The 17,314-nt window shown below is 54.9% G+C and carries 16 protein-coding genes and 1 pseudogene; 7 read left to right on the forward strand and 10 right to left on the reverse strand.

The window, feature by feature from the left end; translation table 11 throughout:
- Positions 1 to 3 precede the first annotated feature (3 nt).
- The 5 genes from P0120_16635 to ndhC form a co-directional block, all read right to left on the reverse strand.
- On the reverse strand, positions 4 to 2,697 hold the full coding sequence (locus P0120_16635; GenBank protein ID MDF0675937.1) for a molybdopterin-dependent oxidoreductase: 2,694 nt from the start codon (positions 2,695 to 2,697) through the stop codon (positions 4 to 6).
- Between the two features lie 86 nt (positions 2,698 to 2,783).
- Positions 2,784 to 4,028, reverse strand: coding sequence for an NADH dehydrogenase (quinone) subunit D (gene nuoD, locus P0120_16640; protein MDF0675938.1), 1,245 nt, complete (start codon positions 4,026 to 4,028; stop codon positions 2,784 to 2,786).
- Positions 4,029 to 4,040: 12 nt separating this feature from the next.
- Entirely contained in the window at positions 4,041 to 4,538 is a 498-nt protein-coding gene (locus P0120_16645; GenBank protein ID MDF0675939.1) for an NADH-quinone oxidoreductase subunit C, read from the reverse strand.
- Positions 4,539 to 4,547: 9 nt separating this feature from the next.
- Entirely contained in the window at positions 4,548 to 5,075 is a 528-nt protein-coding gene (locus P0120_16650; GenBank protein ID MDF0675940.1) for an NADH-quinone oxidoreductase subunit B, read from the reverse strand.
- 7 nt (positions 5,076 to 5,082) lie between these two features.
- Entirely contained in the window at positions 5,083 to 5,466 is a 384-nt protein-coding gene (gene ndhC / locus P0120_16655; GenBank protein MDF0675941.1) for an NADH-quinone oxidoreductase subunit A, read from the reverse strand.
- Positions 5,467 to 6,024: 558 nt separating this feature from the next.
- Between ndhC and P0120_16660 the strand changes: the two genes are divergently transcribed.
- Positions 6,025 to 7,584, forward strand: coding sequence for an OmpA family protein (locus P0120_16660; GenBank protein ID MDF0675942.1), 1,560 nt, complete (start codon positions 6,025 to 6,027; stop codon positions 7,582 to 7,584).
- A 445-nt stretch (positions 7,585 to 8,029) separates the two neighbouring features.
- Here the strand turns inward: P0120_16660 and P0120_16665 are convergent, their stop codons facing one another.
- On the reverse strand, positions 8,030 to 8,995 hold the full coding sequence (locus P0120_16665; GenBank protein ID MDF0675943.1) for a glutathione S-transferase family protein: 966 nt from the start codon (positions 8,993 to 8,995) through the stop codon (positions 8,030 to 8,032).
- Positions 8,996 to 9,231: 236 nt separating this feature from the next.
- Here P0120_16665 and P0120_16670 point away from each other — a divergent pair, with 236 nt between their 5' ends.
- The 5 genes and pseudogenes from P0120_16670 (at position 9,232) to P0120_16690 (ending at position 14,432) form a co-directional block, all read left to right on the forward strand.
- Positions 9,232 to 9,576: a hypothetical protein gene (locus tag P0120_16670; protein MDF0675944.1), complete on the forward strand. Its 345-nt coding sequence runs from the start codon at positions 9,232 to 9,234 to the stop codon at positions 9,574 to 9,576.
- Positions 9,549 to 10,037, forward strand: coding sequence for an efflux RND transporter periplasmic adaptor subunit (locus P0120_16675; protein ID MDF0675945.1), 489 nt, complete (start codon positions 9,549 to 9,551; stop codon positions 10,035 to 10,037). The genes P0120_16670 and P0120_16675 overlap by 28 nt, the downstream gene beginning before the upstream one ends.
- Positions 10,034 to 12,274 (forward strand): annotated as a pseudogene (locus P0120_16680) (efflux RND transporter permease subunit). The gene P0120_16675 and the pseudogene P0120_16680 overlap by 4 nt, the downstream one beginning before the upstream one ends.
- Before the next feature lie 21 nt (positions 12,275 to 12,295).
- Positions 12,296 to 12,688, forward strand: coding sequence for an efflux RND transporter permease subunit (locus P0120_16685; protein MDF0675946.1), 393 nt, complete (start codon positions 12,296 to 12,298; stop codon positions 12,686 to 12,688).
- 475 nt (positions 12,689 to 13,163) lie between these two features.
- The gene (locus tag P0120_16690) at positions 13,164 to 14,432 is read left to right on the forward strand and encodes an SUMF1/EgtB/PvdO family nonheme iron enzyme (GenBank protein ID MDF0675947.1); all 1,269 of its coding nucleotides are present in this window, start codon (positions 13,164 to 13,166) and stop codon (positions 14,430 to 14,432) included.
- Between the two features lie 84 nt (positions 14,433 to 14,516).
- Here the strand turns inward: P0120_16690 and P0120_16695 are convergent, their stop codons facing one another.
- From P0120_16695 to P0120_16710, 4 genes are all read right to left on the reverse strand, one after another.
- A complete protein-coding gene (locus P0120_16695) occupies positions 14,517 to 14,969 on the reverse strand; it encodes a GNAT family N-acetyltransferase (GenBank protein ID MDF0675948.1) in 453 nt (150 codons plus the stop codon).
- A gap of 144 nt (positions 14,970 to 15,113) precedes the next feature.
- Complete coding sequence (locus tag P0120_16700; protein MDF0675949.1) at positions 15,114 to 15,320, reverse strand: hypothetical protein; 207 nt, start codon at positions 15,318 to 15,320, stop codon at positions 15,114 to 15,116.
- Positions 15,317 to 15,637, reverse strand: a complete 321-nt coding sequence (locus P0120_16705) for a hypothetical protein (protein MDF0675950.1) — start codon at positions 15,635 to 15,637, stop codon at positions 15,317 to 15,319. The genes P0120_16700 and P0120_16705 overlap by 4 nt, the downstream gene beginning before the upstream one ends.
- A gap of 505 nt (positions 15,638 to 16,142) precedes the next feature.
- Complete coding sequence (locus P0120_16710; protein ID MDF0675951.1) at positions 16,143 to 16,301, reverse strand: hypothetical protein; 159 nt, start codon at positions 16,299 to 16,301, stop codon at positions 16,143 to 16,145.
- 130 nt (positions 16,302 to 16,431) lie between these two features.
- Here P0120_16710 and P0120_16715 point away from each other — a divergent pair, with 130 nt between their 5' ends.
- Positions 16,432 to 17,271, forward strand: coding sequence for a CBS domain-containing protein (locus P0120_16715; protein ID MDF0675952.1), 840 nt, complete (start codon positions 16,432 to 16,434; stop codon positions 17,269 to 17,271).
- The last annotated feature ends 43 nt before the right edge of the window (positions 17,272 to 17,314 follow it).

The following is a 17,314-nucleotide window of genomic DNA, read 5'->3' on the forward strand; positions in this document are numbered from 1 at the left end:
CGCTTACGCCTGTTCAACACTTACCCAGATCTGTTTGAACGACGGGACACCGGTCGTGGCATCAACCGACACCGGCATTAAGTCCTTCACCGGGGGTTCATTGAAATGCTCGGGGAAAAAGCAGGTGCCCGGCGCGATGGACTGATCCGGCTGCACACCAAGCTGAAGCGAACCACGATCCGAGGTCAAACGCACCTTCGCACCGTCTTGCAATCCGAGACGTTCCATGTCCCGTATGTTCATCCGCAGCTTCTCGGTGTTCGGAGCGATCTTGATAAGCCCGGGCGCTTGCGTCGACAATTTCCCAGAATGCATCAATAACTGTCCCATCAATAGAGAAAAGGGACGGGTATGTTCTCCCGATGACGGACACCGTTGATAACGAACCTTGACCCCCGCTGCGTAGTCGTTGGACAAATACTGATCAGGGGCTGGCATAACCTTGCGGGGTTGTCCGAGATTATAATATCCGGGCAACAGTTTCATAATCTCGGCCTGAATATCATTGGCAGATTGGTACTCCCATCGGCATCCCATGGCATTCGCGAACGCGGTCATGATGTGCCAGTCCGGCAGGCTCTCTCCAAGCGGATCCATCGCCTGACGAACGCGAAGCACACGACCTTCAAGATTCGTAAATGTGCCGTCCTTCTCCGCATAGGTGCAAGCGGGGAGCACAAAATGAGCCAATTTCCCCGTTTCAGTCAAAAAAGGATCTTGCACGACTAACAGTTCGAGTCGTTCAAGGGCGGCTCGCACCTCCATCGAGGCCGGCAAGGTCGCGAGCGGATTTTCCCCCAGAATGTATAGGGCTTTGATCTGTCCACTCTTGCTCCGCTTCAAGATTTCGATGAGATGTGCCCCTGAGCCGACAGGAGGGAGTGACGTTTCCCATGCCTTGGCGAACCGGTCTCGAACTGCTGGATCGTCAAACCGAGCCTGACCTGGGAGAAACTCAGGTGCTGCGCCCATATCAACGGCCCCTTGTTCATTCGGCTCCTCCGTCACGGTGTTCACACCACAACCCGCTCGTCCGAGCTTGCCGGTGATCCAGGCGAGATCCATCAGTTTTAAGACGTTCTGATAGCCGTTCGTCCGTCTGACAATCCCTTCACCGCATAGGATGATCGACCTCGACGATTCGGCAAAAATAGCCGCAACTTCTCGGAAGGCTTCCACGGGCAAGCCGGTCTGCGCCGCAAGCCGCTCCAACGAAACATTCTCCACCGCACTTTTGAGCGCTTCAAACGCTTGGGGGTGTTTCTCGACAGCTTCTTCATCCACCAAATCCTGATCGATGGTCGTCTTGACCAACCCATCGATCACTGCTCCCTCTGTTCCGGGCCTGATCAAAAACGAGTGCGATGCCAGCTTTGCAATATTCGTAATGGCGCTGTCGAGCGTCACCACCTGAGCCTTGTAGACCCGTATCGCTTCTTTGATTCGCACGGCAGTCAACGGGTTCGTCTCGGTAATATTGGAGCCGAACAAGATGATGGCTTTCGCTTTAGTCAAATCCTCCCAATCATTCGGCGCTCTCCCAAGTCCGACCGCATGTTTGGACGCGAGCACAAAGTTCATATGGCCGTAGCGGGCGCTACTATCGAGCTGGTTGGTTCCAAAACCAGTGCGCATGAGCTTCTGAAACAAATACAGTTCTTCGTTCGTACAGCGCGCCGTCACAAGGCCGCCGATGGCATCGGCACCGTATTTTCCCTTAATTTCGGTCAATCGGTCTACGAGCAGGTGCATAGTTTCCAGCCAAGGCTTTTGCACCAACCGACCCCCTTCGCGGACAAGGGGCTGTGTAAGCCGGTTCTTACTGTCTAGATATTCGAACCCAAAACGTCCACGCACGCAGAGCCCGCCGTGCCCCTTGGCAGTTTCCGATCGGTCGCCCCACTTGTTCTTCCAAGATAACGGGGAGGTGACTCGGACCACCTCTTCATCTTTCGTTTCCAGGTAGAGTTGGCAACCGTCTCCGCAGTAGTTGCAGGTCGTCGTCGTCTTCTTCATCTGCCACGGTTTATACAGATACTTGGAAAACTTGTTCGTGATGGCGCCGACCGGACACACTGCTAAACAATCTCCGCAGAATTCACAATCGAGGGCGAGATCGCCCTTGGCCACGACCTGGTTGAATCCGCCCTTCTTCATGAACTGCAAGGCATCGATCATCAACACATCCTTGCAAACATTGATGCATTCCGCACAGGCAATGCAGCGATTCATGTTGAAGTCGAGCACGGGACTGCGTGTATCTTCCGGAATGAATTTCTGCTTCGCATTGGCCAGATTGGTCACGCCATGCTGGAAGGCCATATCTTGGAGTTCACAATGGCCGTCCGCATCGCACACCGGGCAGTCGAGAGGATGCACCGACAGGTGTTTCTCGACGGCTTTCTTCCGAGCGAGAAAGAGATCCTCTCCTTCTGTACGAATCACCATTCCCGCCGCCGCCTTGGCGGTGCACGACCGAACGGGAGCCTTCTTTCCCTCTTGCATGACGAGGCACATGCCACAAGAGCCGAACGGATCGAATGTGTAGTGATAGCACATGGCCGGGATGATCTTGCCCGTCATTGCGATGACGTCGTACAAGGACACCCCGTCCCTTGCTGTGACGGATTTCCCGTCGATGCTCAATTCGATCGTTGCCGCTTCAACGTCTGGATTAGTAGCCGGCTTCAAACCCATAGCTCTTCTCCGTGGAAGGGAAAACGCGAACCGAAAAATGAAACCCTGAGTTTACCTCTCACTTTCCACATCTGGTATTTTACAATCTATCTATCGCATTCGCCCATCACGACATCGTAGGTGCCGAAGATCGTACAGGCATCCGAGATCATATATCCTCTGGCCATATGATCGAACGCGCCCATATGCACGAACGAAGGGGCGCGAATCTTCAGTCGATAGGGCTTTCCTCCCCCCGTACTGACGATATAAAAACCCAACTCCCCTTTGTGCGCTTCTGTGCCGCAGTAGATTTCTCCAGGTGGAGCATCGAACCCCTGCGAGAATAGCTTGAACTGTTGGATCATTGCCTCCAGGTTCGTGAAGACTCGCTCCTTCGGCGGCAGCGTCACGCTGGGAACATCCGCCATAATGGGCCCCTCCTGCATCTGCTCCAGACATTGTCGAATGATCTTGACGCTCTCGTAAAGCTCCATCACCCGAATCCAATACCGATCATAGGTATCGCCGTTTTTCCCAACCGGAACGCTGAACTCGCACTTTGGATAGGCGCTATAGGGCTCGTACTTACGAAGATCATAGTCCACGCCGGACCCGCGAAGAACCGGTCCGCTCAGTCCAAAATTGACCGCATCTTCGGCGGAGATCACGGCGACCCCCTTGGTGCGCCCAAGCCAAATGCGGTTTCTCTCGAGAAACACCTGATATTCGTCGATTTTCGGCGGGAAATAGTCCAAGAACTGTTTGAGCTTGTCGAGCAATGAGGGAGTCAAGTCCCGCTCAACCCCGCCGATTCGATACCAACTCGTCGTGAGACGAGCTCCGCACAGCTCGTCGAACCAATCCAGCAGGATTTCCCGATCCCGAAAACAATAAAAAAAGACGGTCATGGCCCCGATGTCAAGCGCCTGGGCGCTCAGCCAAAATTGGTGCCCAATGATCCGCTGTACCTCCGCAACGATTGTCCTGAGATATTCCGCCCGCTCTGGCACTTGCAAATTCAAGAGTTTTTCAACGGCACGGCAATAGGCAAAGTTGTTATACATCGCACAGACATAGTCGAGCCGATCCGTATGAGGAATGAACTGATGGTACGTGCCATCTTCAGCAAGCTTTTCTACTCCTCGGTGGAGGTACCCCATGACCGGCGTAGATTTCACCAACCGCTCCCCTTCCAGCTCTAGAATTACTTTCAACACCCCGTGCGTACTGGGGTGCTGAGGTCCCATGTTGAGCAGGAGTTCCTCGGTTCGCAGGGTCGGAAGCGTCTCGCTTTCCGGATGCTCCGGGTTGATCTTATAGACGGTGGTTCTTTGGTCCTCGAATGCCACTGGTGGAGTATCCTATCGTGGAACTTCGTCCAGAAAATCAAATGTATCTCGCCAGCCCTTTCCACGGAGTGGAAAATCCTTACGCAACGGGTAACCTTCAGTATAATCATCAGGCATTAAAATCCGGCGAAGATCGGGATGATTTCGAAACCGGATACCCATCATGTCGAAGACTTCGCGTTCCATGAAATCGGCACCTTTCCAAAGATCCGTCAAGGAATCCACGACACAATCTGATTCAGGCACCCGTGTCTTGAGCCGAAGGCGATGTCGTTTCCTAATCGAGTAGAATTCCCACACGACTTCGAATCGCTCTTCGTCATCCGGCCAATCCACGGAGCTCACATGAACGATATAATCGAAATCCATCCCGGGATCGCTTCGTAGAAACTGAGCAACGTCATGGAGCTTGTCTCGGGAGACGGTCACCGCCACGTCACCGCGCCACTCAGCCAGGCCGGTGATTCCGACCGAAAACGTCTGCTGAATCCGCTGGAGCAGTGGATGCATAACGACGCGTCACACTTTCAGACCGGCCTTGACCTGCTCCGGTTGAGTCACAAACACACGTTTTTGCATGATGCGATCCTGCAGTTTTAGAATGCCGTCCAAGAGCGCCTCGGGAGTCGGAGGGCAACCGGGCACATAAATATCAACGGGAATAAATCGGTCGACTCCCTGCACGACACTGTAACTGTCATAGATGTTCCCTGATGTGGCACAGGACCCCATCGCAATCACATACTTAGGTTCAGGCATTTGGTCGTAAATTTTTCGAATCACCGGCGCCATGCGTCGACATACGGTTCCGGCGACGATCATCAAATCCGACTGTCGCGGCGACCCGCGAAACACTCCTGCCCCGAACCGATCCATATCGTACCGCGAAGAAACCGCGGCCATCATCTCGATGGCGCAGCAGGCGAGCCCGAACGTCATCGGCCAGAGAGAGCCCTTCCTAGCCCAGTTCACGGCTTTTTCAAGAGACCCCGTGATGACGTCCGGAGCTCCGTCTTTCTCAGGCCGTCCCAGTTGGATCAATCCCATACAATCCTCAGTCCCACTCCAGCGCACCTTTTCGCCAGGCATACACGTAGGCCACAATGAACAGTCCTATAAAAATCATCATTTCGATCAACCCAATCACCCCGATTTTGGTGAATACCACGGCCCAAGGATAGAGAAAGATCACTTCAATATCGAAGATGACGAACAACATCGCAAAAATGTAATACCTGACAGGGAACGGCATACGGGCGTCGGAAAATGGTTCAGCTCCACACTCGTAGGTCGATAGTTTTTCTGGTTCCGGATACCTGGGCTGCACAAAATAACTGACGAGCAAGGTCGCTATCCCAAAAACCAACGTTACCAAGATAAAGAGAAAGACCGGAAAAAACTTCGTCAGATATTCAAGAAGAGCTTCCGTCCCGGTCATTTGGTTTTTGCTCTCCCAAAGCATTGACCTTGAAAGGGTATGAGGGATCTGATGCGTGAAATTTTAGTGCCCCGATCTCGGGGATAGCAAGCGAACAAAGGACCTAATTCCAGGCGGACCCGAAAGTCCTAGGCATGGCTGTCTGAGAGCGGAGAGTAGGTTGAACGATTAGGTTCTTGCTGCAACATAAATCAGGCATCAAGCGCCTAATGTCTTTCGCGTTGTTCATCCTCCATCCCACAAGAGGATGGTCCAGCCTGGAAACTCTCCCATTCCGATTCGAGGGGAGAAAACGCCTTGACCGTTCGTCGTCGATGGATCTGTGTATCGATTCGTTCCTCTCGGCGGAAGCCCCTGGAGAGACGCTGATCCTTTTTTTCATCACCGTTCATCATCGCTCACGGCCCTCGGACAGATAAGGGAGGACAGGATTGACTCCACGTTATCATTGAAAAGAACGGCCCGTCAAACTCCTACCAAACCGGCTCAAATTCTTGACAACACAGCGTCTTTTGCTATGTTTTTTCAAGCAACACTGGCCTCAGAAGGAACCTATCTATGAAAACCTTGGCGTTCCTCGTCTTAGTCCTCTGTTCAGGAGCGGACCTCTCACTTGAGGCAGCGCTAGCACAGACACCAGAGATCGATTCTATTCGGTTTTCGCAGGCTGCACTCGCCTTTTCCAGCGGAGCCATCCAAAAAACATCACCGATCGACGGAATCGTAAATTTGATAACCGGGGATAATCAGTCAACGGGCAATCGCATGCTTCTTGGCAAGCGAGATTCACTCTATCTCAAACTCAACAACCCCACTGAGGTAACGGTCGGTGATCTTTTCACGGTCTACCGGCGGGTTCGGAAAGTGTTTCATCCAGTGACTAAGGAGTATCTCGGATTTGTCATGAATCGTTCAGCGGTCGTGAGGGTGACCGCTGCCGACCACACTCTCACGACCGCGGAGGCCGTGCTGAGCTACGGACCGATTTCCCCCGGTGACCCTGTCATGCGCTTTGTGCCTCTGGCTCCAGACATCGAGACGAGCCCCGCGTCGAACATCCCCGACATTGAGGGTATGATTGTTGAGCTCCAGGCCGACCGGACGATGACCCTGGTCTCACAGTCAAATGTTGTGTACCTGGATCGAGGGAGGGAAGATGGATTAAAGACCGGCGAACTCCTCGACATCCACCGGCACAGTGCCGGGCTTCCTCCACGAAAGATCGGCCAACTCAAGGTATTGGCGGTAGAATCTCATACAGCTACAGCTCTTGTATTTAAGGCCAACACCCGGGTCATCCAAGGAGACCGGTTCAAACTCGTTGGATACGCCGCACCCCTCACCAAGCCTGTAGGAGCAAGCCCGGGGTCGCCCCCGACCCAGGCCAGTCAACCGGTCCCAGCCGATCTGGTATCCAGCAAGCTGAACATACAGGATGCATCAGGACAAAGCCGAGTCAACCTTGGGGACCTAGCGAAGTTCCTGCGCTACGACTCAGGGGATGCGGCTATCAAGACGGAAAATTACAAGGTGCTCGATCAGTTGATTGAATACCTGCGCACAAGCGGCGACATGAGGATGATCCGTATCGAAGGTCATACGGATAACGTGGAGATCGGCCCTTCGCTCAAGTCGCGGTATCCAAGCAATCGGGAGTTGTCCAAAGTGCGCGCAGACGGCGTCCTCCGCTATCTCGTAGAAAAGGGCGGCGTGGAGCCGGAACGGATCAGTGCGGTGGGACTCGGAGACACCAAACCAACCGCCACGAATACGGCGGAGGAGGGCCGCGCGAGGAATCGACGCGTGGAAATTCTTCTCTATACTTCTGATGTACCGGTGCTTAAACCTGACGTACAGACTCACGTGCAAAGGCTCGAACACAATCCTTCGAGTTTGAGCGCAGGAGACAGCAACGACCAATCGTTCGCTTCGACTGCTGCATCAGACCCAGCTGGTTCCTCTGGGCGAGGGACCCTATCCGTCGGCGATTCTTCCCAGATTTCTGTGAAGAATGGATCAGGTCCCACCAATAACCCCGATGCGAGTGGTGATACGCCGGCAGCTACCAATAGACTGGATACTCCTCCTCAGCCGACTGCCGGGACCCCAACGGATTAGCATAGCCTTAGCAGGCTGCGGAAAACCCCTCCCTCCATATCTTCGAGAGCCTCAGGACGAACGGAGCGTTCATTGAACATACTGAAATTCCCGATCGTGCTGCGCCCGCCGAAGCGGACAATCGAGTTTTTCCGCAGCCTGCTAGACGGTAGCCTATACACTCTTTTTGTACACGATTAGCCCACCGATGAGGAGTGCACCCATCACGCCTGCGAACAACCACATCATATCCATAACGGCTCCTTTCATTAGGTCATTAATGACAACGTGAATTCTTGTCACACGAATGGAGCAACTCTTGTGCTCAAAGCACTCCGATGAGACCGTCCCTGAACTGGGCAGAAATAGACGCATCACACATCACGTATGCGTGACGGATTCAGAGGGGAGGGGTAAATGTCCTCAGGATTGTCTATTTGCTTGGACAGATGAAGCTGTCAGGACTCTATTGGCAGATAGGACGCTGCTGGCCGAAATGTTCACGTCCATGCGGTGTGGTCAAATCTTGGTTGGGTCCGATCGGGACAATACGGGTAGGATTGATGTCGTCGTGCGTCACGTAATAATGCCGCTTAATATGGTCGAAATTCACGGTCTCGGCGATGCCGTCGGTTTGGTAGAGGTCCTTGAGATACCCGAAGAGATTGGGGTAATCGATGATTCGTCGGACATTGCATTTAAAATGTCCATGGTACACGGCGTCGAACCGAACCAACGTGACAAACAGTCGCCAATCGGTTTCCACGAACTCCATCCCGAAGAGGTAACGCCGACCCGCCAGGCGTGCTTCGAGCTGATCCAGCGCGGTAAACAATCGCCGTGCCGCTCGTTCATAGGCATGTTGTGATGTGGCGAATCCTGCTCGATAGACTCCGTCGTTCACGTTTTCGTAAATGAATGTGTTGAGCTCATCGATCTCTTGCCGCAGGCCATCCGGGTACAAATCGACCGGGCTTTTGGTGAATCGATCGAACTCGGCGTTGAAGATTCTCATCAGATCATCATCGGAGTTGGTCACGATCCGTTTGGTGACACAATCCCAGAGTGCCGGGACCGTCATGCGACCGATATAGTTTGGATCGGTGGCATGATACGCTTCACGGAGAAACTGGAATCCATTGATAGGATCAATGGATTGTCCAGCGCCTTCTCGAAACGCCCATCCTCGCTCGTCACGAATAGGATCCACGACCGTCATACCGATCACATCTTCAAGCTGCTTTAACTTGCGTACGATGATCGTACGGTGAGCCCATGGACAGGCCAATGAGACGTAGAGATGATAGCGCCCGCGTTCAGCAGGATAGCCGGAGCCGCCGTTCGCCGTAACCCATTGTCGGAACACGTCCGGCTGGCGTTGGAACTCACCGTCCGGTGATTGTTCATCTGGAAATTGAGCTTGAATTTCCATACAGAGCCCCTTCCTCGGAGCAGTATCTCATATTCACAGCCTACAGTATTGGGAAGTCTCAGTGCATGACTGTCGCATTTCGCCACGACATCACATGCTCTCGGTGGCAAAAAGCCGCGAATGTCAGCTTTCGCATGAGGAAAACAGCGGGTTTGTGGGGCATGTCCCGTGCGAGAGACTTGGAGGGGAGTAAGGATGAATCTGAGGTCGAAGAGTAGACCGACGAGATGTGATTTGTGATTCGTACCTGCCTGAATCAGAGCACAACCGAATTGCTCCTTCGGATCCTACATGGCCTGATGGCTTGCGTGATCGTAGCGGTGGGAATTGCTTGTGAGAACAAACCGGTGGACACCGCAACCGTCAAACCGGACTCACACCTTGAACGAGCAGGGTCGTTGCACCTGACGCCGGAAGAGTTGTCCAGGATGTGGCTGGAACTTGTGCCGGTCAAGCAGGGGCAACTGCTTTCGCATCGTCAATTTCCCGCAACTGTACAGGCCAACCAAAATGAATTGGCGGAGGTCACGCCTCTGATCAGAAGCTCTTCACCGTGGCGAATCTCACGGGTGTGTGGGTGATCGGCAATGTGCCTGAGAAGGATGTGCAATTCATCCGCAAGGACCAGAAAGTGAATGTGGTCCTGGCGGCCTATCCGCATGCGATCGTCACCGACGCAATTACCTATATTGGAGATGTGCTTGATCCAGCAACGCGGACCATGCGTATGCGGGTAACGGTTCTCAACTCCGAGCGTCTGTTGAAACCGGAAATGTTCGCCGTCGTCAGTGTGCATGGAGCATCGAACGAGGACACGCTGAGCGTGCCCCTCTCGGCGGTCCAAGATGGGCCTGTCGGCAAGATGGTGTTTGTTCAACGGGAGGCCGGTACCTTCGAAACGCGGACGGTCAAGTTGGGGGACGAAGAGGGCGATGTGGTCAGGGTGCTGGAGGGGGTTCAGGCGGGCGAGGAAGTCGTGACAAAGGGCTCCGTTGCCCTGAAGTCTGAAATGGAACGGCACAAGATCGAGCCTTCGCTATGATCGCTTCGCTTCTAGAATTCTCACTGCGGCAACGGATCCTGGTCTTGGGTCTGGCCTATCTGTTGTCCGTCGTCGGCGTCTTTGCCTTCCAGTCTATCCCGATCGACGCCTATCCCGACGTGACCAACATCCAGGTGCAGGTGCTGACTGAGGCGGCTGGTCTCTCACCGGTCGAAGTAGAGCGGTTCATTACCTATCCCCTCGAACTCCAGATGACGGGTCTGCCTGGTCTGGCGGAAATCCGCTCGCTCTCCAAGTTTGCGCTCTCTCAGATCACGGTGGGGTTTCAAGAGGACGTCGATATCTACTTCGCCCGTCAGTTGGTCCTGGAGCGGATCATGGCGGCGAAAGAGCGGTTACCAGAGGGGATCGAGCCGGTGATGGCCCCAGTCACCACAGGGCTGGGCGAGGTCTATCACCACTATGTCAAAGGGCCTCATGCGATGGCGACCGATCCTCAGGTCGTCGAAAGGGAATTGACGGAGCCACGAACGATGCAGGACTGGGTCCTGCGCCCGCTGCTGAAAAACGTGCCGGGCGTGATCGACGTGAACGGCATGGGCGGGTTTGTGAAGCAATATCAAGTTCTGGTGGATTCGGCCAAGCTCCACAAGTTCGACCTGACGCTCACCAGATCTATGAAGCGGTGGTGAAGAACAACGCGAACATCGGGGGCAACGTGTTGGAGAGATATGCCGATCGCTCGATCGTGCGAGGGCTCGGGCTGATCAAGACCGTGGGCGATATCGAATCCATCATCCTGAAAGAGGTCGGGGGTACGCCGGTGTTCGTTCGGGATGTCGCCGAAGTCCACATAGGCCACGCCGTTCGCCATGGTGCCGTGGTCCTCAATGGGGAGCAAGAGGTCGTGATCGGGACGGTGCTGATGCTCCGCGGAGGCAATGCTCGTCAGGTGGTCGAGGCGGTCAAGGTCGAGGTGCAGGACCTGCAACAGAGTACGATCATCCCTGCAGGCACGAAGCTGATCCCCTTCCATGATCGCATCGAACTCGTGAATGCCGCCATTCAGACGGTGCGCGATGCGTTGATTGAGGGGATCGTGTTGGTGGTCTTCGTCTTCTTCTTTTTCCTGGGTCACGTGCGCAGTGCCGTCGTCGTGACGGTCTCGCTGATCGTCACCCCCTTGCTCACGTTCATCGCAATTTGGTGGGCTGGCCATCGCCATCGGTGAGATCGCGGACGGTTCGCTGGTCGTGGTCGAAAACGTGTATCGCCATCTCGCGCAGACCAACGGGGAGACTGGTAGGAGCAAGGTCGATGTCATTCTCCATGCCACGAAAGAAGTGGGCCGGCCGATCCTCTTCGGCATTCTGATCATCAGCGTCGTCTTCCTGCCTCTCATGACCTTGCACGGCATGGAGGGGAAGATGTTCGCGCCGCTCGCCTACACGCTTGTGATCGCGCTCCTAGCCTCAGTTGCGGTGACTCTGACCCTGTCGCCGGTGCTCGCGTCGCTGTTCCTGCGCGGAGACCATCCGCAGGAGACGCGCCTGACGTTTTGGATGAAGCAGCGTTATCTCCCGGTGTTGCAATGGACGCTACGGCACCGCGGCCTCGTCCTGACCGGTTCAATCATGGTCGTCCTTTGGAGTCTTGCTCTCATTCCATTCGTAGGGCGGGAATTCATTCCGCTCCTTGAGGAAGGGGCCCTGACTCCTCAGGTTGCGAAGCTGCCGAGTGTGTCGCTGGCCGATATTCCCGGCATTTCCGCGCTGATGAGCCAGCCGATTCAAGAACGGGTAGACGAGCTGATCTCGGGGATCAGGACTCAATGCGCCATCAAGGTGTTCGGAGACGATCTCGATATGCTCCTCGACAAGGCGCAAGAGATTGCCGCTTTAATGCAGCAGGTCAACGGCGTTAAGGATGTCAAAGTCGAACAGATTGCCGGCCAGCCCTATCTCATCATCGACATCGACCGACAAAAGATCGCTCGCTTCGGTATCAACGTGGCCGATGTGCAAGAGATCATCACCACCGCCGTCGGAGGCAAGGTGGCGACCCATGTGCATGAAGGCGAACGGCGGTTTCAGTTGACCGTTCGGTTTCCAGAACAACAACGCAACAGCGTCGTGACCATCGGAGAGATTCGCGTGAAATCGGCTTCCGGTGCACTGATCCCGATGAGCGATCTTGCCACGATCGAGATGCGCGAGGGCCCGGCTCGCATCAGCCGCGAGCATGTGAAGCGACGCATTTACATCGGCTTCAATGTCGTCGGACGAGACATCGGCGGCGTGGTCTCGCTTTGGCTGAGCGGGCAATATCTAAGTGTGCCGGCTTCCATCAGGTTCATCGAGCTGTTCGGGCTCGCGGTGGGGAACGGAATTGTCCTTGTCTCGTACATCAACCAGCTGCGCCATAAGGGACAGTCGATCGACGAAGCGGTGCTGACCGGTTGCAGCCTGCGTCTTCGTCCGGTCGTGATGACGCTGATGACGACGTTGCTAGGGCTTCTGCCGCTGGCGCTTGCGCAAGGGATTGGGGCGGAGGTCCAACGGCCCCTCGCCAGTGTCGTGATCGGCAGACTCTTTACATCGACGGCGCTGAGGTTGGTGGTATTGCCGGCCCTCTACAGTGTCTTTGCGGGACGTACGGTAGGGAAAGAGGAGGCGTCGGAATGGGTATGAGGGGAGGGTGGCTAGCAGAGTGGGATGTTCCTCTGACGGCCAATACGGCGATGAGGGTTGCCTGGCTATCGTGTATCGGTGTTGGCCATAGCTCTTCTGAGGCTGCGCCTGGAGGGTGCAATGCCGTCGCACGCTTTCCATCGCAACGAACTCGAAAGGTACCCGCGACGTAAGCAGAGGCAGACCCTGCCCTGCCAGCCGCTCTGAGGAAGGGGACTGGAGAATGGAATGCGGGAGGTGTTCTCTCGATGTACGCGATCAGGGATCGACGATGCCCTGCTCCGAATTTGGAATGAAAGTGTTTAGGAGAAGGATTCGTTTGGGCGGGGTCAGAATGTTTGTTCCCGGTAAGGTCAGGCACTAAACTTGTACGTGCTTGTTGGTAAGTCAGCGAGGCCGGTCCAAGTGTGATTCCTTCGCTGGCAGGCGAGGCCAAATTCACAGGGCGATCAGTCAGAATGGGGAAGGGGGGTCTATGAGACACGTATGGGCGAGAATAACCTTGTTGTGCCTTTTCTTAGCTCCGGGCGGATGGGCGCATGCTGCCGGCGCCGGGGATCGCGATATTTCCAGAGGGGAGGACCTGTTGAAGAACAAGCAGTACACGGAGGCACGTACATCGCTGGAGGCCGGAATAGAGAAGGATCCTACGAATGCACAGGCTCATTTGAGTCTTGCTGAGGCCTGTCGAAGGTTAGAAGCCTGGGCCTGTGCAGAGGAACATTACGAGACGGCGTTGCAGCTGGACGCCAAGGCAGGGGCGACCGGATCGACGCAACCACGTTTGCGTAAAGCGACTGTGTGGCGGTCGCTCGAGGAAGTGACGGCCTGGCGGTTGCTCAACGATGCGAAGGAGCTGCTGAGCGGCGGGAAAGTTTCTCCTGAAAAGATGAGGCAAGCGGAGGAGGCTTTGGACAGTGCCAATGAGTTGGGTCTCAACAATGACCAACTAGCCCTCTATCAACAGCTGCAGATGAAACTCCCACGGCAGCGAACCGTTGCTGTATCGACCAAACCGCCGTCAGGCGGGTTGTCCGTCGGAGGGGCCTCGGCCGAGACGCAGGATATGCCTATGGCGCTGGTGCCGGCTGGGGAGTTCACGATGGGAAGCAATCTGGGAGAAGACGAAAAGCCCGTGCGGCGTGTGTACCTGAATGCCTTCTATATGGATAGATTTGAGGTCACGGTGGGGCAATATGCCAGGTACCTGGAGGTGACAGACATGGAAGAGCCTCCTGACTGGAACATGATGAATCAACCCCAGTATCAGAGACGCCCGGTCGTCAACGTGGATTGGGAGGATGCCGTCAAGTACTGCAAATGGGCCGGCAAGCGTCTGCCGACGGAAGCGGAGTGGGAAAAAGCGGCTCGGGGAACGGATGGGCGCATCTACCCTTGGGGCAATGAAGCCCCGACTCGGCTCCACGCGAATTACGGGAGAAAGGAATTGGACAACCATCAAGCCTTGACCCCCGTTGGGTCGTTCGAAGCAGGAAAGAGTCCCTATGGGATCTATGACATGGCCGGCAATGCCTGGGAATGGGTCTTCGATTGGTACGACCATGACTATTACAAGAAAGGCCCGAAAAAGAACCCCATCGGGCCGGCGAAGGGTGAGGGGAAAGTGGTACGGGGTGGTTCTTGGTTGTATGTTCCGGAGTTTCTGCGTTCCGCGCATCGGTTCGACGCGCAACCGACGAACCGGCTCTTTGGGTATGGGTTTCGTTGCGCGAAGACGCCATAGTGTTCGTGCCATAGGTAGTGGTTAAGCAAGAGGCGTGGCTGACTTGGCGCTGTGGGTGGCTTGCTGTGCCTCAAGGGAGGCGGCTCATCGATATTTCGAGAAGCAGATGAGGTCGAGATGGTCGTAATGATCGGGAAGAATCGTTTCGGCCCTGTAGCCGAGGTTCATAAAGAACTGAATGTTTCTCGCCGTGCGCAGCATGGTGCAGGCATAAAATTTGTGGGCGTCGGTCCTCACTCGCTCGATTTCGCAGATCAAGGCTTTCCCCACACCTTGGCGCCGATGAGTGGGACTCACGGAAAGCAAACGGATCACGCAGACGCCGGCCACTGTCCAGAACCGCACGGAACCGACGATCGTTCCTCCTTCTTCCGCCACGAGAATATGTTTCTCTCTTGCATCCTCTTTCAGACTTTCGAGAGTTTCGGTGGTCCAGCCACTGACCTTATAGGCGCCGGCATATTCACCGAACGCAGCCTGTTGCACCTGAAGGAGAGCCGGAAAATCAACCTCGGTCGCTGCTCGAATGTGAACCACAACGCAGATCCTGCATAAGGGAAGGACTCCGTACTTTCATAGCGGAAGAGAGGGAGATTCGCAAGGGTGATGATTCCGAGTTGAAAGAAACAGTAAGGTTCAGTGAAAGGGGGCTGATGCAGACCGACGGATAGTCCGATGCCGTCACGCAGCTTCGCTTCCGTACCGGCGACGTTCGGAGTCGAACGATACACTCTCTCGCGTGATCACTTCCCGATTCTTATTGATGACATCGTCGCCGATCATTCCACAATTGACACAGCGCCAACCATGAAAGTCCGATGACGAACCAGTCTGCACCGCGAAGCTGTCGTCGCTGACGGCGAGACCATTGCATCGTAGGCAATTCACCGATCACCTCCCAGTAGAAGATCCCCTCCCATCCACGACTCCGGTCGCGAGGTCGCGGGAGTGGCGATCTGAATCATACACTGCGCTCGTGCAACTCGCCGCAACGCCGTTCCGTCTTGGAAGCCCTGTACGTACCGCCTGAGAATCTCAGGAGGGCATAGACAATAGCTGTCGGTGTGGTCAATGTTCATCAGGGCATCTCGTAGTCCATCTGCTTCTGCGCGCCACCCATCCATCTCCGGTTCGGTGCGAGCCTGTGCAGATTGTCTTTGACACCACTCGATTCGAAGATAGATAGAGTTTGTCGTCTGTTTCATGCTTCACCCTCTTAGGAATCCAAGTCAGTAGTCCAAACATAGGCTACAGCAAGTTGAATGCCACGAGAGGAATGGGAACCTGTTGTTTCTTGGTTCTGTTCAATTGATCTAGTAGTTACGTATTTTTAATGACTTATCAGTATTAAGCAATATTGTTGCCTACAAACATCGTGGATAACAGAGTGTTCGACGAACTGTAGAATGTGAAGGATATAGGATCTACTGTTTCCTAATGATACTAGGAACAACCCTAGGATAAATATCTGTGGCTGAAGAAGGCATGTGAGGCGCGGGGTATGGAAGGAACGGAGGAGAACGTTTCATTAAAAGCGCCTCACCGATGTCTCAAACTGTGGTGGTGTGACTTGCCACGATGTTCAAGCCGATTCCTGACCTTTGAAATCGTCTTTTTCATAAACGCGAGTCAGCCCATCGACCACCTTCTGATTAGCTGCGCCGTGAAGTGCTGCGTTTTAAAATTACCGAGCTGTACTATCCTCGGCCATCAGCCTGCCGGTGCGCCTGGTGCAATCCTCCGGTCGATGCGATGCCCGGCATCTGATGCGATGTGCAACGCAGCGGCAATGATTTGCAGGCCTTCCCGCCGATCAGGTCGATGGGCCGGAGCGTACGCGTTTGGTGCTCGATTGGTGACTTCCCTCATGGAGGCACACTTCTGTCTGTGCGTGCTCCCTTGTAATCGGGTATAGTGGTCGCAATCGATTCCGGGTGGAGGTGGACAGGGGCCATGCGTTGAACGAACGTACAACCTATTCATGGAACAAGGAGGTGCGATGAGTGAGTTTGGGGGTGGAGCCGTTAAAGATTTTATGCATCGCTATCTAGAGGTGATTCCACAAGACACGACGACAGCGGGCGCCGCTGAGCGCATGGGTGTCAAGGGGATTGGCTGCCTGTTGGTGGAATCGGATGATCCCAAACGAGGACCGTTCGGGATTATGACGGAAACGGATCTCGTGCGGAAAGTGCTTGCGAGGGGATTAGACCCCACAGTCACGATGGTGGATCGCGTGATGGTCACCCCAATTTTGACGATCCAAGGTGACCGCCCCATGTTGGATGCCAGCCATTTGATGGAAACCAATCATGTACGTCATCTCTGTGTGGTGGAGGCTGGTGAGATCGTCGGGATCATGTCGGTGCGGGACTTGGTGCGATCATTTGTGGATGCGGAGAGCGGTCCGGTCTGCGAACTGGACAAGGTGTACCGCCCGCTCAGCGTCTTGATGGCGACCACATTCGCGACGATCCCTAGTGATGCTTCTCTTGTCGATGCGGCTCGGCTGATGAGCGAGAAGCGGATCGGGTCATTGCTGACGATCGAAGCGGGCGAAATCGTCGGTATAGTGACTGAGCGCGATGTGGTCCGGAAAGGACTTGCCACCAACCGGGATGCAGGCAGCACTCACGTCAGTGCCGTGATGAGCTCTCCTCTCGTGAGCATCGATATCAATCGCACAGTACGCGACGCCAGTAAAGTCATGGCAGAACAGGGGCTGCGTCACTTGACCGTGACTGAGAACGGAAAGATTGTCGGGGTGCTCTCCATACGAGACTTAGTGAAAATGGTCTCCGTCCGGGATCGGCCCAGGTTTCTCGGCAGGACATCGTAGGATGGTGGCCCTTATCGGATCAGCAGCTCGGATCAGCAGCATG

Source organism: Nitrospira sp. (assembly GCA_029194675.1).
Lineage (GTDB): Bacteria > Nitrospirota > Nitrospiria > Nitrospirales > Nitrospiraceae > Nitrospira_D.